Annotated in this window: 14 protein-coding genes; 13 read left to right on the top strand and 1 reads right to left on the bottom strand. The window is 66.9% G+C overall.

Annotated elements, in window-relative coordinates:
* Nucleotides 1-183: 183 nt before the first annotated feature.
* A complete protein-coding gene (locus ABT245_RS00385; protein ID WP_351727213.1) occupies nucleotides 184-987 on the bottom strand; it encodes a cysteine hydrolase family protein in 804 nt (267 codons plus the stop codon).
* Nucleotides 988-1,749: 762 nt separating this feature from the next.
* On the opposite strand from ABT245_RS00385, the gene ABT245_RS00380 reads away from it, so the two are divergent.
* From ABT245_RS00380 to ABT245_RS00320, 13 genes are all read left to right on the top strand, one after another.
* A complete protein-coding gene (locus tag ABT245_RS00380) occupies nucleotides 1,750-2,622 on the top strand; it encodes an ABC transporter permease (RefSeq protein ID WP_351727212.1) in 873 nt (290 codons plus the stop codon).
* Nucleotides 2,623-2,638: 16 nt separating this feature from the next.
* Nucleotides 2,639-3,568 (top strand): carbohydrate ABC transporter permease, encoded by a 930-nt coding sequence (locus ABT245_RS00375; protein WP_351727211.1) that lies wholly within the window; start codon nucleotides 2,639-2,641, stop codon nucleotides 3,566-3,568.
* A gap of 201 nt (nucleotides 3,569-3,769) precedes the next feature.
* Nucleotides 3,770-5,143 (top strand): ABC transporter substrate-binding protein, encoded by a 1,374-nt coding sequence (locus ABT245_RS00370; protein ID WP_351727209.1) that lies wholly within the window; start codon nucleotides 3,770-3,772, stop codon nucleotides 5,141-5,143.
* A 40-nt stretch (nucleotides 5,144-5,183) separates the two neighbouring features.
* The gene (locus tag ABT245_RS00365; protein ID WP_351727207.1) at nucleotides 5,184-7,223 is read left to right on the top strand and encodes a hypothetical protein; all 2,040 of its coding nucleotides are present in this window, start codon (nucleotides 5,184-5,186) and stop codon (nucleotides 7,221-7,223) included.
* Nucleotides 7,204-8,151: an aldo/keto reductase gene (locus ABT245_RS00360; RefSeq protein ID WP_351727205.1), complete on the top strand. Its 948-nt coding sequence runs from the start codon at nucleotides 7,204-7,206 to the stop codon at nucleotides 8,149-8,151. The genes ABT245_RS00365 and ABT245_RS00360 overlap by 20 nt, the downstream gene beginning before the upstream one ends.
* Nucleotides 8,148-9,374 (top strand): DegT/DnrJ/EryC1/StrS family aminotransferase, encoded by a 1,227-nt coding sequence (locus tag ABT245_RS00355; protein WP_351727204.1) that lies wholly within the window; start codon nucleotides 8,148-8,150, stop codon nucleotides 9,372-9,374. Before ABT245_RS00360 ends, ABT245_RS00355 begins: the two co-directional genes overlap by 4 nt.
* Nucleotides 9,371-10,132, top strand: a complete 762-nt coding sequence (locus tag ABT245_RS00350; RefSeq protein WP_351727203.1) for an amidohydrolase family protein — start codon at nucleotides 9,371-9,373, stop codon at nucleotides 10,130-10,132. Before ABT245_RS00355 ends, ABT245_RS00350 begins: the two co-directional genes overlap by 4 nt.
* Entirely contained in the window at nucleotides 10,129-10,932 is an 804-nt protein-coding gene (locus ABT245_RS00345) for an amidohydrolase family protein (RefSeq protein WP_351727202.1), read from the top strand. The genes ABT245_RS00350 and ABT245_RS00345 overlap by 4 nt, the downstream gene beginning before the upstream one ends.
* 39 nt (nucleotides 10,933-10,971) lie before the next feature.
* Complete coding sequence (locus ABT245_RS00340; RefSeq protein WP_351727200.1) at nucleotides 10,972-12,066, top strand: enolase C-terminal domain-like protein; 1,095 nt, start codon at nucleotides 10,972-10,974, stop codon at nucleotides 12,064-12,066.
* Between the two features lie 5 nt (nucleotides 12,067-12,071).
* Complete coding sequence (locus ABT245_RS00335) at nucleotides 12,072-12,920, top strand: cyclase family protein (protein WP_351727199.1); 849 nt, start codon at nucleotides 12,072-12,074, stop codon at nucleotides 12,918-12,920.
* A gap of 153 nt (nucleotides 12,921-13,073) precedes the next feature.
* Complete coding sequence (locus tag ABT245_RS00330; protein WP_351727197.1) at nucleotides 13,074-15,086, top strand: alpha-ketoacid dehydrogenase subunit alpha/beta; 2,013 nt, start codon at nucleotides 13,074-13,076, stop codon at nucleotides 15,084-15,086.
* A gap of 33 nt (nucleotides 15,087-15,119) precedes the next feature.
* The gene (locus ABT245_RS00325; protein ID WP_351727196.1) at nucleotides 15,120-15,863 is read left to right on the top strand and encodes an SDR family NAD(P)-dependent oxidoreductase; all 744 of its coding nucleotides are present in this window, start codon (nucleotides 15,120-15,122) and stop codon (nucleotides 15,861-15,863) included.
* Nucleotide 15,864: 1 nt separating this feature from the next.
* Nucleotides 15,865-16,614, top strand: coding sequence for an SDR family NAD(P)-dependent oxidoreductase (locus ABT245_RS00320; RefSeq protein ID WP_351727195.1), 750 nt, complete (start codon nucleotides 15,865-15,867; stop codon nucleotides 16,612-16,614).
* Nucleotides 16,615-16,766 lie beyond the last annotated feature (152 nt).

The raw sequence follows: 16,766 nt of genomic DNA, 5'->3' as shown, positions 1-16,766 counted from the left end.
CCGGCACATCGCTCTGGGCCTGGCCCGCGAGAAGAGCGCCCTCGTCATCGAGGCCGTTCTCGCTGTGGCCTGGCAGCCGGCCCCGCCCGCCTGGCCGCCGACTCTCGGCCATCATGCCAGCCCGCGACGTGACACCCCGTGCACCTCGTATGGAAGCCGTAGCCCGTCGCATGAGCCGCTCACCTAGCGGACGTTGCTCTCCAGGAAGGCAACGAAGTCGTCGAGTTCGTAGACGAATCCGTGCAGTACCGCGACGCGCCAGTACGCGCTCGCGAGGTTGAGCTGGTCCCGCGCCGTTTCCTTGTTCTCCACGGCGGTCGTAGCGCCCCGGACAGTCGAGCAGATGTAGCCGAGCCGCGTCATGTCCACCATGCCTCCGGCCGAAGACAGCAGGCAGACGTTGAGTGCGAAGCCGACGTAGACGAGGTGATTGATGCCGGCGGCTGCGCACAGGGCGGCGAGTTCGGCTGAGTCGGCTGCGATCCGTTCGTCGTCCTGGGGCTGTGCGGAAGGGTGGAAATCCTGCCCGGTATCGATGTCGGGTTGATTGCTCGCACCGGGGAAGACCCGCTCCCCGCGGAATCTGACCAACTCGTCATAGGTGCGGTCCGGTGTGGCGCGAGGATCCCGGTCCTCGGGGGGATCCGCGCTGTGTGCTGAGTATCCCGGCAGCCGCGAGTAGTAGTCGGACCCCCCGACGACATGGAGCACCGTCAGCTTGGCCCGGCGTGCCGCTTCGAGTAGAGGCGGGAACACGTTCTCGGCAATGGCGTACGAGCGAGGGAGGTACTCCACCGCCCGGAACCAGCCCGGCTTTTGCGCAGGAGTGCCGACGTCCCAGGCATGCATGACCACCAGCGCGGTGTGGTCCAGGTCAAGAGGCAGATCGGTCTTCTGCCACCCTCCATACGCCTGTGCCGGGACTTCGATCGACAGGTCGGCATCGAACTGCTGGTAGAACGCCGTCGGCAACTTCGACTCGGGCATGTGCGGTAGACCTCCTCATTCCATGTGTGGGTGCTTCAGGTCTCCAGGGTGACGCCACCTGCCGCTTCCTTCACCGGTCGGGAGAGGAAGAGTACTAGTTATCTCGAACGTGCTGGTCACGTCTGGTAGTTATCGGCGACATTCCGCCGTTGAGCCTGGGGTGCTGTGGACCGTTGAGTTTGTCGCGGACCCTTGACAACAGATGCCGAGGGGCGGAGTCTTACCTCGGAGTTGCCCGTGAGTGTACAGCATCTTCCCACAAGATAACTACTAAACATCTGCTCAGTCCGGACCTGACGCAGTGCGGTTCATTCAACCCTCTGCGACCGGCTGGGCACAGGCGTACCCGTACGCCGAGACGTCGGCCGTATGACCTGTTCAGCCAAGCGATGCACCGCCCGGGCCGGTATGGGCACAGCACACATTTCTAGGAGGTGTGATGGGCAGGCGCGTGATTCGCATTGCCGTGGAACGTGCAACAGGCCGCCTCGACACGGCCAGGGATACGACGCCCAAAGCGATGCTCTGCTGTCCGTCCGAGATGCGAGGTGAGGGATGACACGGTCGATCGACACCAGATACTCCGCCTCGAAGCCCGACGAGGAGGATTCAGGTCCCGGTCCGGGCCCCCTCGCATCAATGCGCGGCGACGACGGGGCGGGCGGGGCGCCGCAGGGTGGCAGAGGGGCCGTCGGCGGCCGGTCGGAGCAGAAACCGGGAAAGCGACGCCACTGGCGCGGTCACAATGTGTCGCTGCTGCTCATGGCTTTCCCGGCGCTCCTGGGGCTCTTGGTGTTCCAGTACCTGCCGATGGCCGGCATCTACATCGCCTTCGTCGACTACCGGCCCGTCCGGGGAGTGTTCGGCAGCCAGTGGACAGGGCTGCACAACCTCGACTTCCTGTTCCGCAGCGGCGACGCCTGGCGGATCACGTTCAACACGGTCTTCATGAACTCGCTGTTCATCGTGGCGACCCTCGTCACGGCGCTGGCGCTCGCGCTCATGCTGAACGAGCTGCGGGACCGGTGGAAATGGCTGACGCGCTTCTACCAGTCAGTGCTCTTCCTTCCGTACTTCTTCTCCTACGTCATCGTCAGCTACTTCGCGATGGCGTTCCTCGACCCGGACAGGGGTCTGGTGAATCACGGCCTCGGCGCACTGCACATGGGGCAGCACAACTGGTACGCCACACCCGGCTACTGGCCGGTGATCCTGACGATCGTCGCGGTCTGGAAGACGGTGGGCTTCTGGGTCATCGTCTACACGGCGGGCATCCTCGCCATCGACCCCCAGCTCCTTGAGGCGGCCCAGATCGACGGGGCGCCGAAGTGGCGGCAGGTGTACAACGTCATTCTGCCGATGCTCGCGCCGCTGATCGTCGTCCAAGTGCTGCTGTCGATCGGCAACATCTTCCGCGCGGACTTCGGGCTCTTCTATCTGGTCACCAACAACAGCACTCTGCTGTATCCGCGAACCGACGTGATCGACACCTACGTCTACCGTTCGCTGACCCAGTTCGGCGATATCGGCATGGCATCGGCCGCGGGCGTCTACCAGTGCGTGGTCGGGTTCGTCCTCGTGCTCCTCGCGAACTGGCTGGTGCGGCGCCGGAGCCCTGAGAACGCGCTGTACTAGCGGAGGTGAAGCTGACATGCGGCGGAAACTCACTGTGAACCTTCCAGGCGGAACCGCCCGGCCGGCAAAGGCGCTTCGCGCGCCGAGCACAACGCCCGGCCGACTGGTCCTGCACTTCGCATTGCTGCTGTGCGCGCTGGCCTTCCTGGCTCCCCTGGTCGTCGTGCTCTCGTCCTCGTTCTCGTCCGAGGAGGCTCTCTCCGCACACGGTTACGGTCTGATCCCGCGGGAATTCACCGTCGAGGCCTATCGCTATGTGATGCACGATCCGTCACGGCTGGTCGAAGCCTACGCAGTGTCGATCCTTGTGACCTGCGCCGGCACCGCCCTGTCCATGCTCGTCATGAGCATGCTGGCATACGCTCTGTCCAGGAAGGACTTCTTCGCCCACCGAAGTCTGTCGTTCTACGTGTTGTTCACCATGCTGTTCACCGGTGGGCTGGTGCCGCAGTACATCCTCATGACCCGGTACCTGCACCTTCAGAACACACTGTTCGCACTGATCCTCCCCTACGCCGTCGTCCCTTGGAGCGTGCTGCTGCTGAGGACCTACTTCCGTGGGATTCCTCGTGACGTCATCGACGCCGCCAGAATCGACGGCGCGGGCGAACTGCGGACCTTCTTCCGGGTAGTGGTACCGCTGTCCGGGCCGGCACTGGCCACCATCGGCATGTTCACCATGCTGACCTACTGGAACGACTGGTGGCTGGGCCTTCTGTACATCAACGACGACAAGCTGAATCCGGTTCAGCTGTGGCTGTACCGCATTCTCTCGAACGTGGATGCCATCTCCTCCAACCAGCAACTGTCCCAACAGGCCTCGGTGCCGGTCCAATCGTTGCGGATGGCGGTGGCTGTGCTCGCGATCGGTCCGATCATCGGCGCGTTCTTGTTTCTTCAACGCTATTTCGTTCGTGGAATCACGGTAGGAGGCGTCCGCGGCTGACCCAGCCCGGGCGTGCAACGAGGCATGCGACACGGCGGAATGTCCGCCGCGAACGTCAACCGACCAGGAGGAACGGTGAGTGCAGAACTGTCACGGCGAGGTATTCTGCGAAGATCGGCGGCGGTGGCTGCCGGTCTGGCCATAGGCGGCGGGCTGAGCGGTTGCTCAAGCTCCGGCGGAGGTACCGGCGGCGGGTCGAACGTGCGGTATCAGTTCTTCTCGACGCAGTCGCTGCCTGACGCCCCCGCGGTGGAGAAGGCGCTCAACACATACCTGGCCGGGGCCGGAGAGAAGTTCTCGGTGCAACTGGAGCCCCTCGACCTCAACACCTTCACACAGCGCATGCCCTTGGAGTTCTCCTCGGGCGGCGCCGGCGACGTCGTCTTCACCGCCTCCTGGGTGAACAGCTACTACACCAACGCCGCTGCCGGGAACTATCTGGCGCTGGACGACCTGCTGCCCAAGTACGCCCCGAAGCTGTGGGCGAGTCTGCCCAAGGACATCTGGGACGCGGCCAGGGTCAAGGGCAAGATCTACGGCGTGCCCAACGTGCAACTCTGGCCCATGACCTACGGGTTCCTCGCGCGTAAGGACATCGCCGACAAGTACCATCTCGACCCGGCGTCCATCACAACCTACGAGGATCTTGAGCCCTACCTCGCCGCTATCAAGTCCGGTGAGCCGGGCAAGACCGTCCTCTGCACCGACAACACCGGAAACGGCAGCGCCTGGGCCTACGGCGCGAACCACTTCGACCTCGTCGGCGGCACGTTCGGCGTCGGCGTTCGACCCGACGACCCGAACCTGACGCTCATCAACGTGTTCGACACCGACGAGTTCCGGGCGGCGTGCACGCTGATGCGCAAGTGGTACACCGCGGGCTATACGGCCAAGAATCCACCGTCGCCGACGGACGCCGGCGCCTCCTGGTCGAACGGCCAGACCCTCATCGAACTCACCCAGGTCAACGGCAACGGCCTACCGGCCTTCCCGACCGTGGGCAAGTCGCTGACCGCCCCGCTGCTGACCACGAGCAGCGTCCTGGGCACACTCTCGGCGGTGAACCGGGACACCAGGTCACCGGAGCACGCCGTCGCCTTTCTGGAACGTCTGAACACGGACAAGGACTTCTACAACCTCATCTGCTTCGGCATCGAAGGAAAGCACTACGTCTTCACCGACAAGACGCTCGAAGTCGTCGGGCTCCCACCCGGCGTCAAGGCGGCGAGCGACCGCTACAACCCCAACAGCGACTGGCAGTTCGGCAACCAGTTCAACGCCTACTACCGCTCGGTGGACCAGGCGAAGGCGGGGCTCTGGCAGACCGACCAGAAGCTGAATCAGAGTGCGAAGCGCTCCGGCGCACTCGGCTTCAGCCCGGACACGACCTCGCTCAAGAGAGAGGTGGCGAACCTGACGGCGGTCGTCACCGAATACCGGACCCCCAACTCCATGGGCCAGATCGACCCGTCGAGCGGGATTCCCGAGTTCGTCGGCCGGCTCAAGGACGCCGGCATGAGCAAGGTTCTCTCCGAACTGCAGAAGCAGATCGACGCCTGGCGCAGCGCCAAGTAGCGCCGCACCGGATCCTTGTAGGGCCAGGACAGGACACCAGATGATGTCTTCATCACACGCGGCATCCAGCGCCGACTCGTCGGGGCGTCCCGAAGACGTACCCCGCTCGGCGGCGCCGGAGCGCACCGTGCGCCGCCTCCCGATTCCCCGCACCCGGGACCCGTTCATCAACACGCCCCTGCTCGCGCTTGCGCACGGCGCCGGCGTGCCGCGGCGGTACTGGATCTCGACGTGGAACGCTGCCTCGGGATCCACCGGCGCGCTGGTCGACGAGCACGGCAACGCACGTGTCTACCGCTTTGAGCCACCCCACAGCGGGTTCTACAGTGCAGCGCAGGTGGACGATGACACCCTGGTGCTCTGCGGCGACCTGACGCGGGTCGTGCGCTTGACCCTCAGCAGCGGTGCGGTTGACGTGTATGAGACGGGAGCGCCGCCTGGCCTGGTCTTCAAGGGCATGGCGTGCGATCCCGCATCGGGCAAGCTCTACGCCGCGGCGCTGGGGTCCGGTGCACGGTCGAGTCTTTCCTTCGACTACCGCAACGGCGTCACGGCGGCGATCCACACGGACGTGACGCCGGATCACTACACGAAGGCCAGCTTCGCCAACGGCGATGGCACCTACACCATCGCCGTGGCATCGCCGGGTCTGACCCTGCTGCGATGGGACCCTGCCACCGATTCCGTCGAGGCACTCGCTCTGGACAGGCCCGAACCGCCTGTCCTTGACTGGTCGCATTTCCAGGGTCTCGATCGCCTCATCGACGACGGCCGGGGCCGGATGTTCCTCCCGGGCTGGGGGTGGTACGACCCGGAGCAGAGGAAGCTCGTCGACGGCCCCGATCCGCAGACCGACATGACCTGGTTCGGCAGGACCGACGAGACGGCCTGGGGCGTCCGGTCGGACGGCAGCCGCGCCGAGGTGGCACGCTGGAACCTCAAGACCGGCGAGATCAGCCGGGTCTGCTCGATCCCTGATCTCGCCGGCGAAGGCCTCGTGCTGTCCGACAACGGCAAGATCGTCGCCGTCAACATCTACGGCGACTTCTTCCGGTTCGACGGCTGGTCCGGCGCGTTGGAGACGACGCGCCGGTTGCCGACCGACGCCAGCGGTCTCGTGTACCACCTCCGACGGGTCGACCACGACCGCCTTCTCGGTGCCCCGTTCATCACCCAGCGCTTCTGGGAACTGAGGCTGAGCGACGGCACCAGCGCGGACCTGGGCAGAGCCGCGCCCGGCGCCGGTGAGGTGAAACTCAGCTGGTCGATCGGCGGCAAGATCTACTTCGCGGCCTACGTCGGCGGCGTACTGACCGAATACTCGCCTGACGAACGCGCCGCCTTCCCGGAGAACCCGCGCGTCGTCGCGGCGACGCCGAACGGAATGCGGCCCACGGCCGGGACCGACGACGGCACACGCCTCTTCTACGCCTGCAGCCACTCCTACGGCCGACTCGGCTGCACGCTCACCCGATACGACACCGCGACCGGCCGAGCCGACTACCGCGACGATCCGCTGCCCGGGTTGGCGATACGGACCCTGCTGTGGGATGCGGAAACGTCGTCCCTGCTGGCCGGGACATGCATCGACGGCGACAACACGAGCGCGCCCCGGGCCCTGGAACGACCCGCGATCGTGCGCGTCGACCCCGAGTCCTTGCTGCCGATCGAGCGTTACGACCTCGACGGTCCGGCCGACGAGGTCTCGGTGGTGGGTCGGATCAGCGATGACAGCTACCTCTGCGTGGCCCGGCTCGGGCCTGGGCAGAAGCGATGGTTCACCTTCTCCTCGGCAGCGCCGGCGATGCCTGACATCAGTGACATGTCGCCGCTGCCCGAGGGCAGTGGTGACTTCATCGCGACCTTTCGGCCGGGAATGTTCATCCGCGCCATGGGCGGCCGCTTCGACCTGTGGGACATGCGCGACGGTCGCATGGTGGCAACCCTCTACGAGGGCACCGACATCGACCGGTGCTTCACCCAGGACAACGCGGTCTACCTGGCCACCCATCGGGAGATCATCCTGATCGAGCCGTTGTGTGCGGACCGTGGGGTGGACGATGATCCGCAAGGCGCCTGAGGGCCCGGTGTTCCCAGCCCGCGAAGATCTCGGTTCGGTCGGCGGCCGACTGGGCGTCGGTACCGCGTTGTTCGGGGCCGTCAACGGCGACGACGCGGAGGCGCAGGTGGCTGCGATCGTCCGAACGGCTCTGGAAAGAGGCGTGCGGTACTTCGACACCGCGCCGCTCTACTGTTGTGGTGATTCGGAGAGCCGGCTCGGTGCCGCTCTGGCCTCGCATGACCGCTCGGGCGTCGTCGTGTCGACCAAGGTCGGGTATGTGGTCGGCGACGACAACGTGTCGATCACACGGGACTTCTCGCGCGACGGCGTGTTGTCCTCGCTCGATGCCAGCCTCGAACGGCTGAGGACCGACTACGTCGACATCGTGTACATCCACGATCCGGACCATCACGCCACCGAAGCCCTCGGTAGCGCCTATGACACGTTGGACGATCTCAGACGGCAGGGTGTCGTTCGCGCCATCGGTGTCGGAATCAACCAGACCGAGCTGGCGACGCGCTTCGTGCGGGAGACCGACATCGACCTCGTGCTGCTCGCTGGGCGATACACGCTTCTCGATCGCTCCGCGACACAGGAACTGCTGCCCGCTTGCCAGGACCGCGGGGTGTCAGTGGTCGCGGCAGGGGTCTTCAACTCCGGGGTACTCGCCACCGGTAAGGCTTCGAGCACCTACGACTACCGGCGACCCGACGACGCGATCATGGCCCGGGTAGCGCTGATGAAGAGCGTGTGCGACCGCTATGGCGTCCCGCTGCGCGCCGGGGCCCTCCAGTTTCCCGGCCGGCACCCCGCCGCCGTGGCGACCCTGGTCGGCGTCGTCTCGGTCGCCGAGTTGACTGATGACTTGGACATGGCGGGCATGCGGATTCCAGGAGAGCTGTGGGACGAACTCGACGCGCTGGACGCGGATGGAGCGTGGAAATGAAGAAACGTCCGACCCTGGCCCTGCACGGTGGCGAGCGGCTGCGAACGAAGCCCTTCCCGCAATGGCCGCCGGTGCCGACCGAAGGTGAACGCGCGGCACTCCTGGAAGTGCTCGATTCGGGTGTTTGGGGTTCCCGTGACGGAACCCGAGGAGTGGAGTTCGCCCGTCGATTCGCCGAGCGCCACGGCGTGCGCTTCGGCGTCACCGTCGCCAACGCGACCCTCGGACTGTTCGCGGCCTTGCGGGCCGCCGGCGTGCGGCGCGGAGACGAGGTCATCATCCCTCCGTACACCTTCGTGGCGACGGCGACCGCGGTGCTGTTGGCCGGTGCGGTGCCGGTGTTCGCGGACATCGACAGTGACTCGATGCTCATCAGCCCGGAATCGATCGCGCGGCGCGTGACGCCGAAGACATCGGCGGTCATGCCCGTGCACCTGGGCGGAGCCGTCGCGGACGTCGATGCGATCCGCGCCGTGATCCCCCCGCACGTCAAGATCATCGAGGATGCCGCCCAGGCCCTCGGCGCCGCCCTCCGCGACCGGCCCGCGGGTTCGCTCGGCGACCTGGCCGTTTTCAGTTTCCAGTCGAGCAAGAACATCACCGCCGGAGAAGGCGGGATCATCGTCACCGACGACGAAGAACTGCATGAGGCGGCCTGGTCGGTGGCGAACGTCGGCCGCCGACGAGGCGGCGGCTGGTACGAGCACCCGCGTGTGGGCTGGAACCTGCGACTGACCGAGTTCCAGAGCGCGCTGCTGATCGGACAACTGGAGCGACTCGACGAATCCAACGCACGCCGGACCCGCGCCACGCACCACCTCGCCGCCCTCTTCGGCGAGAAGGTCCCGGGCGCCCGGATACTGCCGGACCCGGACTCCACGACCTCCCACGGGCGATACCTGGCGGTGATCCGCTTCGAACCCGCGGTGTTCGGCGGCGTGACGACACAGTCCTTGAGCGAGATGCTTCGAGCTGAAGGGATTCCGGCCTCGGCCGGGTACCCGCTCCTGCACAGGGATCGGGCGATCCGCGACGAAGCGCTCTCCATCTCCCCGGACGCCGCCGCCCAGGACTGCCCGGTCGCGGAAGCGGTCTGCCCCCTCACCGTCTGGCTCCCGCAGAACGTACTGCTCGCCGACGAGTCCGACCTGGCCGACATCACGGACGCCTTCGCGAAGATCCAAGCCGCGCTCGGACACACAGAAGGCGACGGCCAACCATGAGCGCGAGCCATCCGGACCTCCTCGATGTAGACGCGCTCATCGGCCGCCATCCCGAGCGCGACGTCGGCGACGGCAGCGTCAGCGACCTGGTGGCGGAGATGGACCGGGTCGGGATCGGGGCCGCGGTCGTGAGCCATACCGCTTCCTGGCTGCACGACCCTGTCACGGGCAACCGGTGGATTCTCGACGAGGCCTCGAAGAGCCCACGACTGCATCCGTGCTGGGTGATGCTTCCCGACACGTGCGGCGAAATCGCGGGGCCCGCCGACTTCGTGCGCGCCGCGGACGACAGCGGCGTCGTGGCGGTCCGGGCGTATCCGGCCGCTCATGGATACGACCTCGCCGGTCCGGACGCTGCGCCGCTGCTGGATGCCCTGGCCGATGCGGGCTTGCCGCTGCTGGTCGATGCCGCGCAGGCCGATCTCCGTGCGATCGAAACCGTCGCAGGCCTGCGACCCCGGCTGTCCGTGGTCGTCTGCAATCCGGGCTATCGCAGCCTACGACGACAGGCCGGAGCGCTGTCACGGCATCCGAACATCAGCCTCGATCTGGCGAACCTGGTGACGCACGGCGGCCTGGAGTGGCTGGTGAAACACTTCGGCCCGGGCCGACTCGTGTTCGGAACCGGAGGGCCGGAGCACGACCCGGCAGAGGCCGTCACCCGGCTGCTGCTGTCCGAGCTGGACGACGACGAGGTCTGCGCGATCGGGCACGGCAATGCACGGGTGCTCCTCGGTGAGAGATTGGGGCGGCCATGAACCGGACGACTGAGGCGGTGTGGGCCCGACGCGCCCCGCACGGCATTGAGGTCATCGACGCACACGCGCACACGGGTCCGTTCAGCCTGTTCTTCATCCCCGACCCCGACCCGACCTCGATGGTCCGCGTGATGGACAGATGCGGTGTCTCGACCGCCCTGATTTCCGCACATCTGGCTGTCCAGCTCGACACCCGGGCCGGCAACGAGGCGACGGCCGCGGCCGTCGCGCGATACCCGGACAGGTTTCGCGGCTACATCACGGTGAACCCGTGGCAGGACCCGGTCGCCGAGATCGAGCGCTGGGCCGACGACGCTCGCTTCTGCGGCATCAAGATCCACCCGGACCAGCACGCCTACCCGCTGACCGGCTCGCGCTACAGCGCCGTCTGGGAGTTCGCGGCAGCGGCCGCAGCCCCGGTACTCACCCATACATGGGCCGGTTCGGCGTACAACGACCTGCCGATGGTCGGCGACATCGCCGACCGGCACCCGCAGGTCACCATCCTCGCCGGGCACTCGGGTGGAATGCCTGCCGGCTACGACGAGGCGATCGCCGTTGCCGCGCGACATCCGTACGTCGTCCTTGAGATCTGCAGCTCTCGGGGGCATGGCAGATATCTGCAGCACATGGTTGACGAGGTCGGTGCCGACCAGGTCGTGTTCGGCTCGGACTTCCCCTACCTCGACCTGAGGGTCGGACTCGGCCGCGTGCTGTTCGCGAAACTCTCGGACGCCGATGCCGCCGCGGTACTCGGCGGCACGATCACCCGGTTGCTGAGCCACAAGAAGGAAATCTGAGGGCGCCGACCGCGCCATCAGCTGGACGAGGAGTGGGCGTTGCGTATTACCCATGTGGAGTGCTTTCAGATACTCGTGCCGGCGGTCTCTCCACCCTTTTCCTGGCGCCGGGGATTGCTCGGGAGCCCGCCTGACAGCACGGTAGGTGTGCTGCGGGTGGGCACGGACGCCGGTGTCGAGGGCGTTGCCATCACCGGCCGACCGGGCTCGGGTGTGGTACTGCAGGACCTGGTCGATCGCCTCCTGCGGGATCTTCTCGTCGGCAAGGATCCGCTGCAGCGGGAACTTTTGTGGCACGAGATCTGGGAGCTGGACCGCATCGAGGAGCTGCCGCTGCCCCTGCTCGGAGTTGTCGATACGGCACTGTGGGATCTCGCCGGCCGATTCTCCCAGCTGCCCACCTGGCAGGTGATCGGCGGGTTCCGGGAGAGCATTCCGGCCTACGCGTCGACTTCGACGTTCGGCTCGGTCTCGGAGTATCTCGATGTGGCGACGCAGTCCTTGGAACTCGGCCTGACCGCGATCAAGCTTCACGCCTGGGGGGACGCACAGGCGGATGCGGAACTGTGCCAGAAATTGCGCAGCCACGTCGGTGACTCCGTTCCGCTGATGTATGACGGTTCAGCCGGTTTCGATCTGCCTGACGCCGTCTATCTCGGCCGGGCACTGGCCGACGCCGGATACCTCTGGTACGAGGAGCCGATGCGTGAATTCAGTGTGTCGGCGTACAAGCAACTCGCCAGATCCGTCGGCGTGCCGCTGTTGGTGGCCGAAACATCCGACGGTGCGCACATGAACTCCGCCGACTTCATCGCGGCCGGCTCCGCGACCTTCGGCGTCCGAACGAGCGCGGAACTCCGAGGAGGGTTCACCGGCGCGATGCGTACGGCGCACCTTGCCGATGCGTTCCGGGTGCGGGCGGAAGTCCACGGCGGAGGCATGGCGAGCCGTCATCTGTGCATGGCGATTCCCAACACCACCTACTTCGAGTCTTTGGTGACGAGCCTGGACGTCGTCCGGCCGCGTGAAGTGGACAGCGAAGGTCTGGTGCACGCGCCGCGATCAGTCGGCATAGCGCTGCCCCAGGGACTCGACTACCCCTGCGAGTTGCAGCCCTACGCGGAGCAAGGGTGAGGAACGTGAGCCAGAACTGGGGACGTTGGGGCGCCGACGACGAAGTCGGTGCACTCAACCACATAACCGACGAACGACGTCGAAAAGCCGCGGGGCTCGTCAAACAGGGTCGTGTCGTTTCGCTGGCGCGCCCCCTGAAGCTGGGCGACGTGACAAAGGGGCATGACTCCCTGCGGCGTATCGAGATGGACGACGGGTTCCTCGGCGCGGCGACGGAGTGCCTTCAGCTCGAATATCACGGCGACGAGATCACCCACATCGACTCCCTCGGACACATCTGGGACTCCGGCGGGATGTGGGGCGGCAAAGACCCCGACAGAATGATCCAAGCCGATGGGTTGTCCTGGGGCGCCATCGACGCTTGGCGCGAGGGCATCGTCACGCGGGGCGTTCTCCTGGACGTCGTCCGGCACCGCGGCGTCGACTATGTGGAATCCAGCGCGCCGGTGACCGGGAACGAGCTGGACGAGATCGCGCGCAAGCAGCAGGTGGACGTCACAGTCGGCGATGCGGTGGCGGTCCATTGCGGACGCGAAGCATGGGTTGCCGCCGGTCGCCCCGGGCACAGCGCCCCGGGTCTCGATCCGTCATGCGTGGACTTCCTGAGCGCACGAGAGTGCACTGCTCTGCTCTGGGACCAGAACGAGATCACGCGCGCCGACGGACAGCCCAGGACGCTGCCCGTGCACTCGGTGATCTGGAGGCTCGGTATGGCAGTCATCGACGGAGCGAAGCTCGACGAGCTGGCGGATGTTTGTCAGGAGCGCAACACCTACGAGTTCATGCTTGTCACGGCACCGCTGCCGATCATCGGTGGCAGCGGATCCCCGGTCAATCCGCTCGCACTCCTCTAGACGGCGGCCCAACCCATGGACAAGGCCGGCCGCTCGGCCTGGCGTCGGATCACCCTGCCGGCGGCGTTCTGCTCGGCCCAGGGCTATGTGACGCGTCCGGCCGATGGTTTTCGGACCACGTGAACGATGCCCTCAGCGAAGGAGAACGCAGACATGACGGACGTGAGCGTCTCGACGGCGACAGCCGGGATCGAAGTCGTCCGCGGACATGACGCGAAGGCGATGTATCGGGCGATGCTGCGGATCCGCCGGGTCGAAGAACGGATCCTCGCGTTGCGGCGCGAAGAGGCGATCAGCGGCTCGGTCCACGTGTGTGTGGGGCAGGAGAGCGCCCCGGTCGGCGTCGTGGCCGCCCTCGACGACAGAGACAAGGTCCTGTCGACCTACCGCGGCCACGGCTGGGCGCTCGCTGTCGGAGTACCGGCCGAATCCCTGCTCGCCGAGTGCCTGGGCCGGGAAACCGGTACCAACGGCGGCCGCGGCGGATCCCCGTATCTCAGCTCGCCGGAGCACGGCTTCATCGGCGAGAACAGCATCGTAGGGGCGGGACTGCCCGTCGCAGGAGGCGTCGCGATGGCGCTGAGCGCGGCCGGCGAGAACGCGGTGGCGGTCGTCTCGTTCGGCGACGGCGCCACGAATCAGGGCGCGTCCCACGAAGCCCTGGTGTTCGCCATCGCGCGCAGGCTGCCGGTCGTCTTCGTGTGCGAGAACAATCAGTGGTCGGAGATGACGCCGATCACCGTCACGGTACCGAACGCTCAGCTGGCCGACCGTGCCGCCGGCTACGGCCTGCCGACACAGATCGTCGACGGCAGTGACGTGGCGGCTGTGTTCCACGCCGCGCAGACCGCGGTCCAGCACGCCCGTTCCGGCGGCGGTCCGTCCTTCCTGGAGGTCCGCGTGCCGCGGATCCTCGGACACTACAACGGCGACGTCGAGCACTACCGGACCCCGGACGACCGTGCCACCCACGCCACGCGTGACCCCATCGCCCGGCTTCGGGACCGGCTGCTCGCCGAAGGCGCTGTCGATGCTGCGGCGCTCGAAGCGGTGGAAGCCGACGTCGAAACCGACCTTCGGCGGCGCGAGCAGCTCGCTCTGGCGGGTCCGCTGCCCGACCCCGCCGGTGCGCGAGACCACGTATACGCTCCCGCGCGGCCGCCGGTCCCGACGCCGTTCAATGCGGACGCCAAGGCCCTGCGCTATGGGCTGGCGGTGAACCGGGCGCTGGACACCGAACTGAGCGAACGCCCCGAGGTCGTGCTGTTCGGTGAGGACATCGCGATCCCCGGCGGAACGTTCGGCGTGACCCGCAACCTCCGCAAACGTTTCGGCGAGCGGGTCTTCGACACACCCATCTCCGAGTCCGCGATCCTCGGGGCCGCGGTGGGGGCGAGTGTCCAGGGTCTGCGACCCGTCGTGGAGATCATGTGGACGGATTTCCTGTTCGTCGCGTTCGACCAGATCGTCAACCAGGCGGCGAACGTCCGATACGTCGCCCGCGGAACCGTCTCGGCCCCGATGGTGATCCGCATGCAGCAGGGCATCACGCCGGGCTCGTGCGCCCAGCATTCGCAGAGCATGGAGGCGCTGCTGGCGCACATCCCCGGCATCAAGGTCGGAATGCCGTCGAACCCCCAGGACGCCTACGCGATGATCCGCGCCGCCATCGCCGACCCGGACCCCGTGGTGATCATCGAGTCGCGGGCGCTGTACCAGCTCAGCGCACCCGTCGACACCGAGGCCCCGGTGGAGCCGGTCGGGGGCGCCCGATTGCACCGCCACGGCGGGGACTTGCTCGTCATCACATGGGGCCGGATGACCCACACATGTCTGGCCGCCGCGGAACGGCTGGCCGAGCAGGGCATCTTCGCATCCGTCCTCGACCTGCGCTGGCTCACCCCGCTCGACGAGGACCAGATCGTGGCCAACCTCGGCAGCGGCAAGGTCCTCATCGTCCACGAGGCCAATGTCACCGGCGGCTTCGGGGCCGAGATCGGCGCTCGACTGGCCGAGCATCACTTCGACACGTTGAGGGCGCCCGTCCGGCGCATCGGCCTGCCGGACGTTCGGGTGCCGTCGGCTCCCACGCTGCAAGAGGCCCTGCTGCCGGACATGGAGCAGATCGTGTCCGCGGCCAAGGAGTTGCACACCCGCCAACCCTGATGACCAGCCACTGCCCGGAATGCGAAGGACCAGATGAGCGTAATAGTCACCGGCGCGGGTGACGGCATCGGACGTGCCGTGGCCGAAGCGCTGCTCGAAGAGGGACACCGCGTGGTAGCAGTCGACCTGGACACCTCGCGGTTCGCAGCAGAGGTCGTCTCGGATCGTCTGCACCTGCTCGACGGCGATGTGCAGGACGCGGACCTGCTCGACCGTGCAGGGCGGGCCGCTTGTCAGTACGGCCGGCTGGAAGGCGTGGTGGCCTGTGCCGGTATCAGCCGACCAGGCGACAGCGACACGTATTCCACCCAGCTCTGGCACAAGGTCGTGGGCGTCGATCTCGATGCGGTCTTTGAGACTTTGCGGCTCGCGGCGCGCTACGCCGAAGGGCAGGCGTCCTTGGTCGCCATCTCCTCCATCGCCGGGCATCAGGGCTTTGCCGGCCGGGCCGCGTACAGCGCGGCGAAGGCCGGAGTCGAGGGGCTCGTGCGCAGTCTCGCAGTCGAGTGGGCGCCGGCGCTGCGGGTGAACGCGGTCGCGCCGGGCTATGTCCGCACGGCGATGGTCGATCGGAATATCGCCGACGGTGTCGTCGACGAGGCCACGCTCGTATCCCGCACGCCGATGGGGCGCCTGGGGACACCGGCCGATGTCGCGGCCGCGGTGTCCTTCCTGCTCTCCGACAGGGCCGCGTGGATCACCGGGACGACGCTCGTGGTGGACGGCGGCTGGACCGTGTACGGCCTGAACGCGCGGACACGAGGCGGGGGCAGCTGATATGAGCATCCAGCGAAGCTGCGTCGTCACCGGCGCCGCCGGCGGCATCGGTGCCGGCATCACCGCGAGACTGCGCGCGGACGGCTGGCGGGTCGTCGGCATCGACATCGCCCCGGCGTTCGGCGATGTCGACATACCGGTGGTCGGTGACGTCGCGAGCCGGGACAGCCACCACGAGGCCGCACAGGCCGCCATCGGCCTGGCGCCGCTGGCCGGATGGGTCAACTGCGCGGGCTACAACATCCTCGGGACAGTGGCCGACCTCGCGGACGAGGACCTGCGCCGGGGTGTCGAAGTGGACCTTTTCGGCGTCTTCTACGGCTGCGCGCAGGCCGTACGCCGCTTTCTGGACCAGCCGGAGGACCGGCGCGCCGGGGCGATCGTCAACATCTCCTCGATCCAGGCCGGCGTCGGACTGCGGAACTTCGCGGCCTACGCCATGTGCAAGGGCGGCGTCGAGGCCCTGACACGCCAAGTCGCCGCCGAGTACGTCGGCCGGGGCATCCGCTGCAACGCCATCGCCCCCGGCCTCATCGCCGGCCCTATGACCGATGACATGATCGCGCGTTCCCCGGAGCCTGAAACTCTCAGGCAGTTCTACGAGGCGCTGACTCCGATCGGGCGCTACGGCACCCCCGACGATGTCGCCGCTGCCGTCGCTTATCTCCTCGACGAGGCGAGTTCCGGCTTCGTCACGGGGCAGGTGCTCGCGGTGAACGGCGGCGCCACCGTCCTGGCTCGCGGCCACTGAACGACTCGTGATCTCACCTCAATGACTTTCCCATTCCTGAAGGCAGTTCTTCGTCGAATGTCTCGAAAGGACAGACCAGTGGTCATCGCATGGCGCGGCAGCCTTGCTGCCGGCAGAAGAAAGGTAAGACCCATCGCCGTTGTCTTATCGGC

The organism is Streptomyces sp. NPDC001508 (assembly GCF_040298665.1).
Classification (GTDB): domain Bacteria; phylum Actinomycetota; class Actinomycetes; order Streptomycetales; family Streptomycetaceae; genus Streptomyces.
Note: the sequence above shows the minus strand (reverse complement) of the source record. Positions and strands in the feature narration are given on the sequence as shown.